This window comes from Paraburkholderia sp. BR10936, from assembly GCF_040965735.1.
GTDB lineage: Bacteria > Pseudomonadota > Gammaproteobacteria > Burkholderiales > Burkholderiaceae > Paraburkholderia > Paraburkholderia nodosa_A.
The window spans coordinates 177,507-191,032 of record NZ_JBFRCM010000008.1 but is presented as its reverse complement, the minus strand read 5'-3'; the positions used below and the strand labels follow the sequence as shown (position 1 = coordinate 191,032).

The 13,526-nt window shown below is 64.1% G+C and carries 10 protein-coding genes; 2 read left to right on the top strand and 8 right to left on the bottom strand.

Annotation, left to right across the window (positions count from 1 at the left end; translation table 11 throughout):
• Nucleotides 1-37: 37 nt before the first annotated feature.
• From xdhC to xdhA, 3 genes are read right to left on the bottom strand one after another with little or no spacing between them, the layout of a single operon-like run.
• Nucleotides 38-628, bottom strand: a complete 591-nt coding sequence (gene xdhC / locus AB4Y36_RS18855) for a xanthine dehydrogenase accessory protein XdhC (RefSeq protein ID WP_368683789.1) — start codon at nt 626-628, stop codon at nt 38-40.
• On the bottom strand, nt 625-2,991 hold the full coding sequence (gene xdhB, locus AB4Y36_RS18850) for a xanthine dehydrogenase molybdopterin binding subunit (RefSeq protein WP_368683788.1): 2,367 nt from the start codon (nt 2,989-2,991) through the stop codon (nt 625-627). The genes xdhC and xdhB overlap by 4 nt, the downstream gene beginning before the upstream one ends.
• Before the next feature lie 40 nt (nt 2,992-3,031).
• Nucleotides 3,032-4,570, bottom strand: a complete 1,539-nt coding sequence (xdhA, locus tag AB4Y36_RS18845; RefSeq protein WP_368683787.1) for a xanthine dehydrogenase small subunit — start codon at nt 4,568-4,570, stop codon at nt 3,032-3,034.
• Between the two features lie 475 nt (nt 4,571-5,045).
• Between xdhA and AB4Y36_RS18840 the strand changes: the two genes are divergently transcribed.
• Nucleotides 5,046-6,296 carry an MFS transporter gene (locus AB4Y36_RS18840; RefSeq protein WP_083245529.1) on the top strand — a complete coding sequence of 417 codons (1,251 nt, stop codon included), beginning with the start codon at nt 5,046-5,048 and terminating at the stop codon, nt 6,294-6,296.
• Nucleotides 6,297-6,754: 458 nt separating this feature from the next.
• Here AB4Y36_RS18840 and AB4Y36_RS18835 read toward each other — a convergent pair whose 3' ends face one another.
• The 3 genes from AB4Y36_RS18835 to AB4Y36_RS18825 are packed head-to-tail and all read right to left on the bottom strand — an operon-like array spanning nt 6,755 to nt 8,803.
• On the bottom strand, nt 6,755-7,369 hold the full coding sequence (locus AB4Y36_RS18835) for a hypothetical protein (RefSeq protein ID WP_069267741.1): 615 nt from the start codon (nt 7,367-7,369) through the stop codon (nt 6,755-6,757).
• A gap of 48 nt (nt 7,370-7,417) precedes the next feature.
• Entirely contained in the window at nt 7,418-8,203 is a 786-nt protein-coding gene (locus AB4Y36_RS18830) for a molybdopterin-dependent oxidoreductase (protein WP_368683786.1), read from the bottom strand.
• Nucleotides 8,204-8,209: 6 nt separating this feature from the next.
• Nucleotides 8,210-8,803: a cytochrome b/b6 domain-containing protein gene (locus AB4Y36_RS18825; RefSeq protein ID WP_368683785.1), complete on the bottom strand. Its 594-nt coding sequence runs from the start codon at nt 8,801-8,803 to the stop codon at nt 8,210-8,212.
• Nucleotides 8,804-9,292: 489 nt separating this feature from the next.
• Between AB4Y36_RS18825 and AB4Y36_RS18820 the strand changes: the two genes are divergently transcribed.
• Nucleotides 9,293-9,877, top strand: coding sequence for a YceI family protein (locus AB4Y36_RS18820; protein WP_368683784.1), 585 nt, complete (start codon nt 9,293-9,295; stop codon nt 9,875-9,877).
• Between the two features lie 143 nt (nt 9,878-10,020).
• Here AB4Y36_RS18820 and AB4Y36_RS18815 read toward each other — a convergent pair whose 3' ends face one another.
• Both AB4Y36_RS18815 and aspT read right to left on the bottom strand, forming a co-directional pair.
• Nucleotides 10,021-11,682: a bifunctional aspartate transaminase/aspartate 4-decarboxylase gene (locus AB4Y36_RS18815; RefSeq protein WP_069267745.1), complete on the bottom strand. Its 1,662-nt coding sequence runs from the start codon at nt 11,680-11,682 to the stop codon at nt 10,021-10,023.
• 71 nt (nt 11,683-11,753) lie between these two features.
• Nucleotides 11,754-13,439, bottom strand: a complete 1,686-nt coding sequence (gene aspT / locus AB4Y36_RS18810) for an aspartate-alanine antiporter (protein ID WP_069267746.1) — start codon at nt 13,437-13,439, stop codon at nt 11,754-11,756.
• Between the last annotated feature and the right edge of the window lie 87 nt (nt 13,440-13,526).

Below are 13,526 nucleotides of genomic sequence, written 5' to 3'. Positions count from 1 at the left end.
TCGAGGCGCGCCCGTTTCGCTTGTATGGCGCGTGGAATCAGGCGCGCTCGAGCGCGACCGTTCTCACCACCGCCGGGCGCTGCACCACCCGCATCTGCATGAGTTGCGCGGCGACCGCCACCGCAATCGACGCAGGCGCCTTGTCGACGATCCCCGTCACGCCGATAGGGCAAGTCATCTCGTCCATGCGCTCGCTTTCCACGCCGCGCTCCATGAGCCGCCGCTCGAACTTCACGCGCTTCGTTTTCGAGCCGATGAGGCCAAACCACGCGAAATCGCGCCGCCGCATGATGCGTTCGCTCAACTCGAAGTCGAGCGCGTGATTGTGCGTCATCACGAGGAAGTACGCGCCCGCCGGCGCTTCGTCGACGATGGCCGCCGGCGTGTCCGTCGCTTCGATCTGCACGTTGGCGGGCACCTCGTCGGGGAACAGCTCGTCGCGCTCGTCCACCCACTGCACCACGCACGGCAGCATGCCGAGCAGCGTGACGAGCGCATGGCCCACGTGGCCCGCGCCGAACAGCACGATGTGCATCGGCCCGTAGTGCGGCACCGGCGTGCTGCGGCGGCCAATGATCACGCGCCCGGTTTCATCGACGCGCACGCAATGCTGAGGATGACGATTCATTTTGCAGCCCCCTCGCGCGCCATCGCCCGCACCGCGCGCACGCCCTTCAGGATTTCCTCGGCGGTGGCCGGCGCATTCATAGGCGGATTGAAGCGGTAATCGGCCACGCTCGCCACGGCGTCACGAATCGCGAAGAACACCGAGAACGGCAGCAACAGCGGCGGCTCGCCCACGGCCTTCGAGCGGTGGATGCTGTCTTCCGCGTTGCGGTTCTTGAAGAGCCGCACGTTGAATTCCGCTGGCGTGTCGTTTACGGTCGGGATCTTGTAGGTGGACGGCGCGTGCGTCATGAGCTTGCCGTCCGGCTTCCACCACAGTTCTTCCGTGGTGAGCCAGCCCATGCCCTGAATGAAACCGCCTTCCACCTGGCCCACGTCGAGCGCCGGATTCAGCGACGCGCCCACGTCGTGCAGCGCATCGGCGCGCAGCACGCGCATTTCGCCCGTGAGCGTGTCGATGACGACTTCCGACACCGCCGCGCCATACGAGTAGTAGTAGAACGGCCGCCCGCGCAGCGTGGCCTGATCCCAGTACAGCTTGGGCGTGGTGTAGAAACCATCGGACCAGAGCTGGACGCGCGCGAAATAGGCCTTCGACACCAACGTCTCGAACGGCACGATCGTCTCGCCCACGATCACGGAGTCGTTGGCAAAGCCCACGTCCGCGGCGCTGATTTCGCCCTTGCCGTAGGTCGTCGCCGCCAGCGCGGCGAGGCGCTGGCGCAACTGACGTGCGGCGTCCTGCGCCGCCTTGCCGTTCAGGTCGGTGCCGGTCGATGCCGCCGTGGCGGACGTGTTCGCGACCTTGCTCGTGTCTGTGGCGGTCACGCGCACACGGCCGAACTCGATGCCCAGTTCGTGCGCCACCACCTGCGCGACCTTCGTGTTCAGGCCCTGGCCCATTTCGGTGCCGCCGTGGTTCACGAGCACCGAGCCGTCGGTGTAGATGTGAACGAGCGCGCCCGCCTGGTTGAAATGCGTGACGTTGAACGCAATGCCGAACTTGACCGGCGTGAGCGCAATGCCCTTCTTGAGCACATCGTTGTTCGCGTTGAATTCCCGAATCGCGGCGCGGCGCGCGCGATAGCCGCTCGTTTCCACCAGCTCGTCGATCAGCTCGTGAATGACGTTGTCCTCGACGACCTGGCCATAGGGCGTTTCGTTGTTCTGCGTCTTGCCGTAGAGATTGCGGCGGCGCACGTCGAGCGAATCGAGACCGAGCGTGCGCGCCACATCGTCCATGATGTACTCGATCGCGAACGCGCCCTGCGGGCCGCCGAAGCCGCGAAACGCCGTGTTCGACTGCGTGTTGGTCTTGCCGCAGAAACCGGCGATCGACACGTCGGGCAGCCAGTAGGCGTTGTCGAAGTGGCAAACGGCGCGCGTCATCACCGGGCCGGACAGGTCGGCGGAAAAGCCGCAGCGCGAGGTCATGTCGACCGACACGCCTTCGATCGTGCCCTGGTCGTCGTAGCCCACTTCATAGGTGTAGTGGAAATCGTGGCGCTTGCCCGTGACCATCATGTCGTCGTCGCGGTCGGGGCGCAGCTTCACGGGGCACAGGAGCTTCCAGGCGGCGAGCGCCGCGCAGCAGGCAAAGAGGCCCGACTGCGATTCCTTGCCGCCGAAGCCGCCGCCCATACGGCGGCATTCCACGAGCACGTTGTGCGAGGCGACGCCCAGCACATGCGCGACGAGGTGCTGCATCTCGCTCGGGTGCTGCGTGGAGCACCACACGTGCATGCCGTCGTCGTCCTTCGGCACCGCGTAGGCAATCTGGCCTTCGAGGTAGAACTGCTCCTGGCCGCCCAGCAGCATCTCGCCTTCATGCCGATGCGCGGCGCGTGCCGCGCGCGTGGACGCCTCGCCGCGCGCAAGTTTCATCGGCGGCAGCACCGACTGCTGCGCAGCGCGCGCCTGCTGCGCCGTAAGCACGGCGGGCAGCTCTTCGTACTGCACCTCGGCGCGGCGCGCGGCGCGGCGCGCCGTGTCGTGCGACGTCGCCACCACGATGAACATGGGCTGGCCCACGTACTGCACGACGCCGTCGGCGAGCACCGGATCGTCGTGGATGATCGGGCCGCAGTCGTTCACGCCGGGAATGTCCTCGGCGGTGAGCACCGCTACGACACCCGGCGTCGCGCGCACCTTCGCGAGGTTCATCGACACGATGCGGGCGTGCGGCTTCTGCGAAAGCCCGAGGGCGGCGTGCAGCGTGCCGGCCACGACCGGAATGTCGTCGGTATAGGTGGCGCGGCCGCTCACGTGCAGATGCGCGGATTCGTGCGGGCGCGAGACGTGCACTTGCGCGAAGGGCTCGCGTGCCTTGAGTTCGTCCAGGAACGGTTCGGCTTGCTGGTTCATTGTTTCGTTCTCCGTATGTCTTTTCCGTTTCCCGAATGTCTCAAGCGGTTTCTGCGGCTACGTTGCGCACATTGAGCGCTTGCGGCGCGAGCGGGTTATGCGGACGCGTTTCGAGCCAGAAACGGTACAGCGTGTTCTTCGCGGCTTCGAGGCGGTAGTCGCTCGTCGCGCGCATGTCGGATAGAGGCGCGTAGTCCTTGCCGAGCGCGATCATCGCGGCCTGGGCGGTGGCTTCGTGCCACTGCGCATCGGCGAGCACGCCTTCCACGTGAGTCGCGCGCTTTGGTGTAGCGGCCATGCCGCCGAACGCAATGCGCGGCTCGCGGATCACGTCGCCATCGGCGATATAGGCGTAGGCGGCGCACACGGCCGAGATGTCCGAGTCGAAGCGCTTCGAGACCTTGTAGGTGCGAAAACGCAGGTTCGCGCGCGCGCCGGTGCGCGTGGGCACCTTGAGCGCGAGCACGAACTCGTGCTCGGCCATGTCCTTCTTCTGATAGGCGAGGTAGAGGTCTTCGAGCGGCATTTCGCGCTCGATCTCGCCGCCGCGCAACACCACGCGCGCGCCGAGCGCGATGAGCCCGGGCATCGAGTCGCCGATGGGCGAGCCGTTCGCGACGTTGCCGCCGATCGTGCCCGCGTTGCGGACCGGCAGCGAGGCGAAGCGCTGCCACATCTCTTCGAGTTCCGGGTAATGCTTCGCGAGTGCCGCATAGCCGCGCTCGACGGTTACGCCCGCGCCGATCTCGATCCAGTCGTCGCTCACGTCGATGCGGCGCATCGCGTCGACCTGGCCCACGTAGACGATGTCGCCAAGTTCGCGCATCTGCTTCGTGACCCACAGGCCGATGTCGGTGCTGCCCGCGAGGATGCGCGTGTTGGGGCGCGCGGCCTTGATGGCGGCGAGCGCGTCGACGGTACGCGGCGCGTCGTACTGCTGGCCGCGGCTCTCGTAGTGGAAGGTGTCCTCGCGCTCGAGCGTGGCGAGGGTCTGGGCGAGCGCCTTCACGTCGATGGGCTGCTTCGGCGCATCGGCCTTGAACATCTGCTCGGCGGCGTCGAGGATCGGCCGGTAGCCCGTGCAGCGGCACAGGTTGCCCGTGAGCGCATTGGCGATCTCGTCGCGCGAAGGCACGCTGCACGCGCCCTTCGTAGCACAGGCGTGGTTGGGCTGGCCCGCGTGCTCGTGGCCATGCTTCTCGTAGAGCGCCCACATCGACATCACGAAGCCCGGCGTGCAAAAACCGCATTGCGAGCCGTGGCAGTCGACCATGGCCTGCTGCACGGGGTGCAGCGAGCCGTCGGGCTGGCGCAGGTCTTCGACGGTGAAGAGCGCGCGGCCGTCGAGCGTCGGCAGGAACTGGATGCAGGCGTTGACGGCCTTGAAGCTCACGCCGCCCGCCTCATTGCGCTCGCCCACCACGACCGTGCAGGCGCCACAGTCGCCTTCGGCGCAGCCTTCCTTGGTGCCGGTGCAGCGTGCGTCTTCGCGCAGGTACTGGAGAACGGTGCGGGTGACGCCCGCGTCGCTGATTTCGCGAATCGCGTTGCGGTGGTAAAAGCGGATCGGCTGGCTCATGGTTTCTGGCTCGTCGTTGGATGCAGCTCGCAAAAGGCGTATGCCGCTCGAGTGGACGGTTCGAAAACTATCACTGCCAATATTGGCAACCCATAGCGAGAGGAGCATGGGGAATATATCGTTGAGTCGATAAATCGGTGTGCTGCAGTGCGGCTGTGCTTATGTCGAAGCGTCTCGATTGCGCGATTTCAGAGCCGATTGGCGAATATCGGACATATTCGACTGACTATTAACCCGTTCAGATGCTGATTTCTCCGCCCGCACGGTCGGGCCAAGGCGCCGCGGCAACGCGAATTGCCGCCAACGTCGCGCAAAATCGCGGGATCTTCGCAGCTGGATTCCCGGTTGCAAAAGGCCGTCATCAGCGCAGAAAACGCGTGTTCCGCGCGCCGGAACAGCTTTTCAGTTTCTGCATAAAAACCGGTTCCATGGGACAATCACGCCTTTCCCGCCGTTTTCCATCCGCATTTTCCCCATGTCCGCTGATTTGGCGCCCCCGCGCAAAGCCGCGTCGACGACCCTGCAGATCATTCCGGTCGTCTTTTTCACCTTCCTCTGCTACCTGACGATCGGCATTCCGCTCGCCGTGCTGCCGGGCTACGTGCACAACGACCTCGGCTTCAGCACCGTGGTGGCGGGCGCCGCCATCAGCGTGCAGTACATCGCCACGCTCTGCTCACGCGCGCTCGCGGGCCGCTCGGCGGATACGCTCGGCCCCAAGAAAACCGTGACGATCGGCCTGACGATCTGCGGCTCGAGCGGCGTGCTGCTGCTGCTCGGCACGCTCGTCGATCACTGGCCCGGCCTCTCGCTCGCGCTGCTGGTGGTGAGCCGCCTGTTGCTCGGCTGCGGCGAAAGCCTGTGCGGCACCGGCGCGATCCTCTGGGGCATCGGCCGCGTGGGCACCGCGCACAACGCGAAGGTGATCTCGTGGAACGGCATCGCCACCTATGGCGCACTCGCGATCGGCGCGCCGCTGGGCGTCGTGATGGCGCACGCCCTCGGATACTGGATGCTCGGCATTTCGGTCATCGCAATGGCCGCGCTCGGCTTCTGGCTCGCGCGGCCCATCGCGCCGGTGCCGGTCGTGCACGGCGAGCGCATGTCGTACCGCAGCGTGTTCACGCGCGTGCTGCCGCACGGCATCGGCCTCGCGCTCGGCTCGGCGGGCTTCGGCTCCATCGCGACCTTCATCACGCTGTTCTACGCCGCGCGCCACTGGCCCAACGCCGCGTTCACGCTCACGGTGTTCGGTCTGATGTTCATCGGCGCGCGTCTGTTGTTCGCCAATACCATCAAGCGCTTCGGCGGCTTCCGCGTCGCCATCGTCTCGTTCTCGTGCGAATGCGCGGGCCTCTTGCTGTTGTGGCTCGCACCCACGCCGCAAGTCGCGCTCGCGGGCGCGGCGCTCACCGGCTTCGGCTTCGCACTCGTGTTCCCGGCGCTCGGCGTCGAGGCGGTCGGGCTCGTGCCGCCCGCCAGCCGCGGCGCGGCGCTCTCGGCCTACTCCGTGTTCCTCGATCTCTCGCTGGGCATTACCGGCCCGCTCGCAGGCTACGTGGCGAATCTGTTCGGCTATGGGTCGGTGTTTCTTTTCGCCGCGATCGCCGCAGCGTCCGCCGTGGCGCTTTCGGTTTCGCTTCATCGCAAGAGCGTGCGCGCGCACGCGGGACAAGATACGCAAAGCACGAGCAACGCAAACCCCGCCGCGGGGAATAAGTCGTAGGCGGGCGGCGTTAGTTACTATGTCGATGCCAGCGTTCGCGACAAGCCGCGCGACGCGTCCGCAATGCACCCGCAGGTCGGCGTCGTTGGCAATCGCGCGGCTAATGCCTCGCCGGATGCCCCTGCGCGGGACTTCCTGCGAGCTTACCCAGGAGGAAATCATCATGAAGCGATTCAGGATGGTTCTTGCGTGTCTCGTCTGCCTCGGCATGGCCGCGGTTTCCGGGTCCGTTGCCGCGAGTGGCGATATGAATCAAGGCGGTAACGGCGCGTCGAGCAGTTCAACCAACTCTTCAGGCGGTGGCTATTGAGCACCGCAAGCCGCATTGCGCGGTACGTCGCCGGGCGCAAACTTCCTGGCCCACAAGGCACGCCGGACTGTAAATTCGTTCGCATTCCGGTCCGGCGCGCGGATTGTGTGGTTGCCCAGGAACTTCCGGGAAACCCGGACGCGTTCGCTTACATCGGCGGGACGACGCCGTTCTTTTCGACCACCACGCGCTGCGCGGCATACGCACCCTGTGACGCGGATTTCGCGACCACGAACACTTGCTTGCCTGGCGCCAGATCGGAGCGCGCAGCCGGCACGAAGGTGACGATCGGTACATTGGGCGGAACCGTGACCTCATTGCTGCCGCCTTTGTACGACAGCTTCAGATTGCGGCCGTCCGTGCCCTGCACGACAGTATCGACATTCGCGTTGGTCATCGTGCTGTTCGGGCCGAGGTCCCACGCGTAGTGTCCCTCGCCCGTGCCGCGCGCGGCTTCCGGGAAGACCACGACTTCGGTCGCCGTCAGCCTGCCATCAGTACCGGTCGTCGCGGCCGTGCCGACGAACGTACCCGGCTTGATGTCGGATAGCTGCATCGCCTTGACAGACGAGACGGGAACGTTGGCCGCAAGATCGATCGACACCGTATCGCCACTGCGTCGATGGACCTTGAGAACATCGCCATCGAGAGAAACGATACTGCCGCGAATACGCACGGGCTTCGCGTCAGGCGTTTGCGCCAGCGCGCTGCCGGCAAGCGCCATTGCGGCAAGAGTCGCTGCAACTTTGAGTCGAATGGTCATGAATGCTCCATGTAGCGGATATGCGTTGAGGAAAGAGTCGATTGGACTTCAGGAACCGCCGAACCAGTTGTAGCCCTGGTTCTCCCAGTAACCGCCGGGATACTCGTTCGTCACCGTGATGGCGACGATATGCTTTGGATTCTTGTAGCCGAGTTTGGTCGGCATGCGCAGCTTCATCGGAAAGCCGTATTTCGGCGGCAGCACGTCCCCGTCATAGGTCAGCGTAAGCAACGTTTGCGCGTGCAACGCTGTTGGCATATCAATGCTGGTCCAATAGTTGTCGGCACAATGGAACGCGACGTACTTCGCTGTCGTGTCGGCCCCGGCACGGCGGAGAAAATCGGAGAAACGCACACCGCCCCAGTGCCCAATGGCGCTCCAGCCCTCGATGCAGATGTGGCGCGTGATCTGGCTTTCTTGTGGCAGCGCTCGCAGTTCGTCGAGGGTCCATATGCGTTTGCCGTTCGCACGTCCTCCCACTTGCAGCCGATAGGTCGCGGAATCGACTTCCGGTACGTCGTCGATGTCATAGAACGCGTTGAAAGGGAAAGGCCGCGTGATCATCGACTCCGGATACGTCGGCGCCGTCTTGTTCGGATCGAACAGCAGCGCCTGCACGCGGTCATTGAAGAACGACATCTTGCGCAGCATGGTATTCACCGACTTGTCGTTCGAGAGATCGCAGCCCGAGAGCATCGCAATGCCGCCGAGCGTGAGTATGTGTCTGCCGAGCAACCTGCGAGCGGGACTCTTCAATTCGCCGCGAGCGTCCTTGATGATCGAATCCGCGTTTGAAACGAGAAACGCATTGAGTGGTTTTTTGCGAGAGGGCATGTTCGATCACCGTCCGCGAACCATCAGGCGCAGCGAGCGCGGCACAAGCGCGACCATGACGACGTGCACCACGAAAAACGCTACGAGAACGCTCATGGCGAAGAAGTGGACGACCCGTGCGTTGTCGTACCCCCCCATGAGCGTTCGCAGCAGGGGAAACTGAACCGATTTCCAGACCGCGAGGCCGGAAAGGATCACGACTGCAATGTCGACGATAACCACGACATACGCCAGTTTCTGAACGGCGTTGTAGCGCGCCAGATCTTCGTGTGCCAGCTTGCCGCGCAGCGCGGCGACAAGGTCCCGGCGTAGCGTACTCAAGCGGATCGGGAGAAGCTTTCTCCACAAGCGCCTTGAAAGGAGATTGAGGCACACGTAGACGAGGTAATTCGCGACCAGCACCCACATGATCGCGAAATGCCACTGCAATGCGCCGCCCAGCCAGCCGCCCAAGGTCATGCTCGCGGGAAATTTCAGGCCGGCAAAGATAGGCGAGGCATCGTAAATCTGCCAGCCGCTGGTCACCATCAGCACGACCGCGACGGCGTTGATCCAGTGTGTCGCGCGGACCCAGAGAGGCTGAATGATCGTTCGGCTCATGTGCAGGTTTCGTGGAAGTTGTTCGTCTGCGATCGGATCTGGCCCGATCGTTCCGTGGTCGGCTCCTTGTTGGTGGGTAAACCTCCTACTCACGTCCCTATTCCACTGCTGCCGGGAATTTTTTCCTTTCAGTTTTCCGACAGGCACGAACGCCGAAATCACGTTGAGCGCATCGGGCTTTCAAGCGCAGTGAAATAAAGGGAGCATGCAGGACGTTTTCCCGGTGTCCTCATTTCGTCACAAGGCCGTGGTGCTATCTCGACAGATGCTTTCCGCGTGAATGGGGCATGCCGGCAACCAAAGGGTGGTCCACCTGTCAGTACGGTGGCGGCACAACTTTTGCGCGCGTCCGAGCACATGCGATTGCTGCTCGCCGCGGGCGGCTCCCGCCCGGAAAAGTGGAGGTAAAAGAGCGTGCTGGGTCGCAACCCCATCCGTCGGCGTGGCGTGACCATGGTTTGTCTCAAACCCCACGCAAGCGCAATCGCAATGTTTGCCTGCACTGCCATTGCAGCTGTCGGGGTCAGCGCCGCTCCTGTCGACACGTCCGCACCGCTGGCACAGTATCGGCTGGATCCGGCCCGTTCCGGTGTGACATTCGACGTCGCGAACGCCTGGCACTCGAATCTCACGATGCGCTTTAGCCGCGTAGGTGCCGAGCTCGATGGATTCCAGGGCGCGACTTCGGGCCGCGTGGTGGTGACGATCGACGCGACAAGCCTCGAAGCGAACGCGCCGTTTGTCACCCGAATCGTCGAAAGCGGCGGCATGCTCGACGTGGCGCATTATCCGGCCATTCGCTTCGTCAGCACCCGCCTTGTCCGGATTGGTCCGTTCAATGGCCTGTTGACAGGGGATCTGACGATCCGCACGACGACTCGCCCCGTCACGCTCGATGTCACCTTCGACACAGCCCCGGACGATCCACCGGGCGCTCCCGAGACGCTGGCCTTCTCCGCCGACGGCCATTTCAGCCGGGCAGCGTTCGGGCTGACGAAATGGTCCTCCGCTGTCGGGGATGACGTGCACATGAGAATCCGCGCCGAATTCGTCAAGGAACGTGCCGATCCGTGAATCGGCGGTCTGCTTCCGGTTCGAACAGAGACCTATCCCGGGAATCTGCCAGGAACCATAAAAAACCGCACCCGGCAACTACGCCGGATGCGGCCCGGACTGCAAACGTATTGGGACTCGAGGTGGCCAGGCGCCGCCTGCGCTTACTTCTTCACGGCAGTCGGATCGAGGTTCTTGCCGGTGGCCTCGTTATAGCGCTGCACGTATTCCTCGGTGAGCTTGCGCACCGCGCGGCCGATCTTGCGATAGTCCGACTCGTTGAGGTTCGCGAGCGACACGCGCCCCGACGGATGCGGCGTGCCGAAACCCTTGCCCGGCAGCAGCACCACGCGCGCTTCCTCCGCGAGACGGAACAGCAACTCGTTGGGCTTGACCTGCTTGAGCAGCCAGTCGACGAATTCGCGCCCGAAACGCTTCTCGCCCATGTATTCCATGTCGAGGATCGTGTAGTAGTCGACCTGGTTCGGATCGCCCTCGCCGTAGGGCACGCCCATTTCCTCGAAGAGCGCGCGCTTGCGGTTGCGAATGAGGCGCTTGAGCGCGTTCTTGTACGCGTCGGGCGTGTCCATGAGCGAGAACAGCGAGAACAGCACCATCTGCACCTGCTGCGGCGTCGAAAGACCGGCCGTGTGGTTCAGCGCGACAGTACGGCTGTCGGCCACCAGACGGTCGATGAACTTGAGCTTGTCCGGCTCGGTGGTGATCGATTCGTAGCGCTTGTGCAGTTCCTTCTTCTCGTCCTTCGGCAGCTTTGCGAGCGTGTGGTCGAGCACGTTGTCGCGGTGCGTGGCGATCGCACCCAGACGCCAGCCGGTCGCGCCGAAGTACTTCGAATACGAGTACACGAGAATCGTGTTCTTCGGCGCGAGCGCGAAGAGCGAGACGAAGTTGTCGGCGAAGGTGCCGTACACGTCGTCGGTCAGGATGATGAGGTCCGGACGCTCCTTCACGATCTCGGCGATGTACTCGAGGCTCGCGTCATCGATCTTTACCGAAGGCGGGTTACTCGGGTTCACAAGGAAGAACGCCTTGACCTTCGGATCGCGCAGCTTGTCGAGCTCCTTCTTCGAGTACTGCCAGTTGTTTTCCACCGTGGCGTTCAGATGCACCACGTTGAGCTGGTAATCGTTGAGTTCCGGAATCTCGATGTACGGCGTGAAAATCGGCATGCCGAGCGCGATGGTGTCGCCCGCCTTGATCAGGAAGTTCTCGCGCATCGTGTTGAAGATGTACGTCATGGCCGCCGTGCCGCCTTCTACCGCGAACACGTCGAACTCGCCGACGAACGGATGCTTGCCGATCATCTCGCGGCGCAGATACTGCCCGACGATGATCTCCGAAAGCTTGAGCATGCGGTCCGGCACCGGGTAATTGCAGGCGAGAATGCCTTCGCACATCTCATAGAGAAAGTCGCCCGCCGAGAGCCCCAGCTGATCGCGCACGTACGACACCGCGCCCGCGAGGAACCTGATGCCGGGCTGCCCCTTGTTCTCGCGCACGAACAGGTCGAAGCGCTCGACGATGCCGTCACGCTGCGGGAAGCCGCCCACGCCCTCGGGCATGTAGGCAAACGAGCGCTCGGACTCCCGCATGGCAAAGAGGCCGAGTTGCCAGAAGCCGTGACGCGGAATCGTGGCGAGGAAGTTGGGGTTGCCGCGGCCCGCGTTGAGCATCGCGAGATTGGCCGGGCGCGCGGTCGCGCCGCCGCCGGCCGCCTTGATGAGTTCGTCCTTCAGCTCGAACGGGCTCAGTGCATCGAGACCCGACTTTTCTTTCGCGCCGTTACCCTTCGCTTTCGTTGCCATGGTGTTCTCCATTGGAAGACGTTGCGTGTGCCGCGCGCTTTTTTCCTCGCGCAGCACACGTTGAGTGCATGTCATGCAAGACCGACCACGAGCGGCCCGAGCAGCGTGAGCAGCACGTTCGCGATCGCATAGGTAATGGCGAACGGCACGGTGGGGACCGCGCTTTCCGCCTTGTCGAGAATGCCGCCGAACGCCGGGTTCGCACTGCGCGCGCCGGACAGCGCGCCCGCCAGAATGGCCGCGTTGTTGTACTTGAGCACGTAGCGGCCAAACAGCATCGTGAGGAAGAGCGGTACCAGCGTCACCACCACGCCTAGCAGGAAGATCGTGATGCCGCTCTGCTTGACCGTCACAACGGCCTGCAGGCCCGAGTTCAGGCCGACCACCGCGACGAACGCCGCAAGCCCGAAGTCCTTGAGCAGCTGCGAAGCCGCAGGCGGCATCACGCCGTACATGGGGTGCTTGCCGCGCATCCAGCCGAACACGAGACCCGCGAGCAGGCAGCCGCCACCGGAGCCGAGCGTGAGCGGAATGCCGGCCACGTTCACGACGATCAGGCCCACCAGCAGGCCGAGCACGAGGCCCACGCCCATGTAGATGAAGTCGGTCTTGTTGCTGTATGCGAGTTCGTAGCCGGCGGCCTGCACGGCGCGTTTCGTATCCGTTGCGGTGCCATAGATCGTCACCACGTCGCCGTGCTCGAGCTTCGTTTCGGGCAGGAGCGGCACGGGCTGGCCAACACGTTCGATCTTCTCGATGTACACACCGTGACGCAGATCGCGGTCCACGTTCTTGCGCACTTCGGCAATCGTCGTGTGGTTCATGCCCTTGCGCGTGAAGACGAGCTGGCGCGTTTGCATCACGAGGCTCATGCCGCCCGAGTCCGGCACTTCCGGCCCGATCAGCGCGCCCACTTCGACCATCTGCTCGCGGCGGCCCACGACCAGCACGACATCGTCGCGGCTCAGCACGAAGTCGGGGGTGGCGTCGAGCACCTTGCCGGCGCGGCGAATCTTCTCGACCGCGACGAAATCGCTCTCGGCCAGCTCGATCTGCTTGACGGTCTTGCCCGCGGCTTTCTCGACACGGAACACGCGCCCGAACAACTCGGGCAACGCCGTGATCTGGCCCGGCCCCGCAGCGGCGTTGCCGCCCGACATCTCGCGCTCGGCGTCCGCGGACGCGTCCTTGAGGCTGCGGCCCATGAACTTCGGCAGGATGTTCACGCAGACGATGATCGCGCCGAGCGAGCCGAACACGTAGGTGACGGCGTAGCCGATCGCGACGTCGGCCTGCATGGCCTTCACCTGGTCGGGCGGCAAGCCCAGGCGCGCGATCGCGTCGCCGGCCGTGCCGATGATGGCCGACTGCGTCATGCCGCCCGCCGCGAGACCGGCGGCAAGGCCCTTGTTGAGGTGAAAGAGCTTCGCGCAAACCAGCACGGTGGCGAGACCCGCCACGGCCATGAACACGGCCATGGCGATTTCGCGCAGCGTCTTGCGGTTGAGCGAGTTGAAGAAGCCGGGGCCCGAGTCGTAGCCCACGGCGTAGATGAAGACGGCGAACATCACCGCCTTCACGCCGTTGTCGACGGTCACGCCCACCTGGCTCACGACGACCGCGGCGAGCAGCGAGCCGCCCACGCCGCCTAACTGGAACTTGCCGAAATTGATCTGACCGATCCAGTAGCCAACGGCCAGAGAAAGAAATAGCGCGATTTCCGGGGATTTGTGAAAGATGTCATGTAGCCATTCCATCGTGTCCTCGCTTTGAGAAAGAACCCCCTTGCTGCTGGGGATGGCCGGCAATGAGACACCGCCGGCCAGATCGAGCCGAAAACACCA

Bases quoted from the DNA above. Each gene is read 5' to 3' on its own strand.
- AB4Y36_RS18830 (WP_368683786.1), bottom strand. From the start codon at position 8,203: ATGCCCTCTCGCAAAAAACCACTCAATGCGTTTCTCGTTTCAAACGCG.
- AB4Y36_RS18825 (WP_368683785.1), bottom strand. From the start codon at position 8,803: ATGAGCCGAACGATCATTCAGCCTCTCTGGGTCCGCGCGACACACTGG.
- AB4Y36_RS18815 (WP_069267745.1), bottom strand. From the start codon at position 11,682: ATGGCAACGAAAGCGAAGGGTAACGGCGCGAAAGAAAAGTCGGGTCTC.
- AB4Y36_RS18840 (WP_083245529.1), top strand. From the start codon at position 5,046: ATGTCCGCTGATTTGGCGCCCCCGCGCAAAGCCGCGTCGACGACCCTG.
- xdhA (WP_368683787.1), bottom strand. From the start codon at position 4,570: ATGAGCCAGCCGATCCGCTTTTACCACCGCAACGCGATTCGCGAAATC.
- xdhB (WP_368683788.1), bottom strand. From the start codon at position 2,991: ATGAACCAGCAAGCCGAACCGTTCCTGGACGAACTCAAGGCACGCGAG.
- xdhC (WP_368683789.1), bottom strand. From the start codon at position 628: ATGAATCGTCATCCTCAGCATTGCGTGCGCGTCGATGAAACCGGGCGC.
- AB4Y36_RS18820 (WP_368683784.1), top strand. From the start codon at position 9,293: ATGTTTGCCTGCACTGCCATTGCAGCTGTCGGGGTCAGCGCCGCTCCT.
- aspT (WP_069267746.1), bottom strand. From the start codon at position 13,439: ATGGAATGGCTACATGACATCTTTCACAAATCCCCGGAAATCGCGCTA.
- AB4Y36_RS18835 (WP_069267741.1), bottom strand. From the start codon at position 7,369: ATGACCATTCGACTCAAAGTTGCAGCGACTCTTGCCGCAATGGCGCTT.